The organism is Nocardioides sp. P5_C9_2 (genome assembly GCF_054049555.1).
In genome coordinates this window covers 1-1,204 of record NZ_JBFUMD010000728.1, presented here as the reverse complement: position 1 = coordinate 1,204, position 1,204 = coordinate 1, and the positions used below count along the sequence as shown (strand labels likewise).

Sequence of the window (1,204 nt, the reverse complement as noted above, 5' to 3'; positions counted from 1 at the left end):
GGACAGGGCAGGGGCGGGCGCGAGGGCGCGCTTCCATGCGTCGAGGTCGGCGCGGGCTGTGTCGGCGACGCTTTGGTATGTCTCGTTGGAACCGGTGCTCGTCATGTAGGTGACGAGGGCGGCGGGCACGTTGTTGGCGGTAAGGGTGAGGATCTCCTCGACCACGTTGAACGAGGCGTTCGCGGCCTCGAAGTCGGTCTCGCGACCCGCCCAGTGCGCGCCGAGGTTGTCTCCGCGCGTCGATGCGAGGTTCTCGAACGCCTTGCTCGTCTCGCCCCAAGTGATGGCATCGGAAAGGTGACTGATGCCAGTCTTCACATCGGTGGCGGTGGTGAGYAGTCCGGCAACTAGGCGCTTGTCYGTGCGGTAGTTGCCGGACAGCTTCTTCAGGCCCTTGTGCAGGTTGGTGAAGCGGTCCTGCAGTTCGGCCAGGGGCGCCTTGAGCGCATCTGCGGTGAACACAGATAGGGCTGTGGTTTCGGCGTCCTTCAGCGCGTCGGTCTGCGCGCGCAGTGCAGTCGCAGCGGCACGCGCCTCGGCTAGCCCGGTTGGGGTGAACCAGCGTCGGTCAGGGCGGTTGTTCTGGCTGCACAGGTCGATCAGGCGGGTCAGCCGGTCGACGTCGGCAAACGTCGAGATCGGCGGGAGGCCCAGGCCGACTGCCAGGGACGACAACGACCCGAGCCGCTCGCCCAGCATGCGCGAGTCTGTTTCGAACCGGTCGGCGGTCGAGGTCAGGTCCGCAGCCGAGACCGGGTGCAGATCGATGGGGGACGGGGAAGCCGCCACCGTTTCCGGAGAGGCAGCAACCGACGCTGCGTCGGGCAACGCAGTCCAGGGAACTCCGGCCACCTCGATGACGTCTGCTTCCGCAGCCTTCAGTTGCGCGATCTGACGGCCAAGGTTGTCGCGTGCGGACACCAGCGGCTGGCTGCTCTCAGCAGTGAGCCACTGCTCCATCACCCCGAGCGGGTGAGGCGTGTGCTGATGCGCGACGAGCGCGATCAACTGCGGCGTATCGGAAGGCTGGGTCAACCCAAACGCTTCAGCCAGGTCGGCGTTCAAACCGACCGTGCCCTGCAACTCCTCTAGCGCCGATTCGGCCTGATAGAGCCGCACCTCCAGCGACTGCTCCTCGGTGACCTCTCGCCACAGGAAAGACTGACCTTGCGATGCTGGTCGCCACGCACGCACCAGTTTCGCC

1 protein-coding gene is annotated in these 1,204 nt (G+C 66.1%); it reads right to left on the bottom strand.

All coding sequences use genetic code 11. The features are described from left to right. On the bottom strand, positions 1-1,204 hold a 1,204-nt coding region (locus tag ACXJKL_RS21345), incomplete at both ends, for a hypothetical protein (RefSeq protein WP_457208994.1).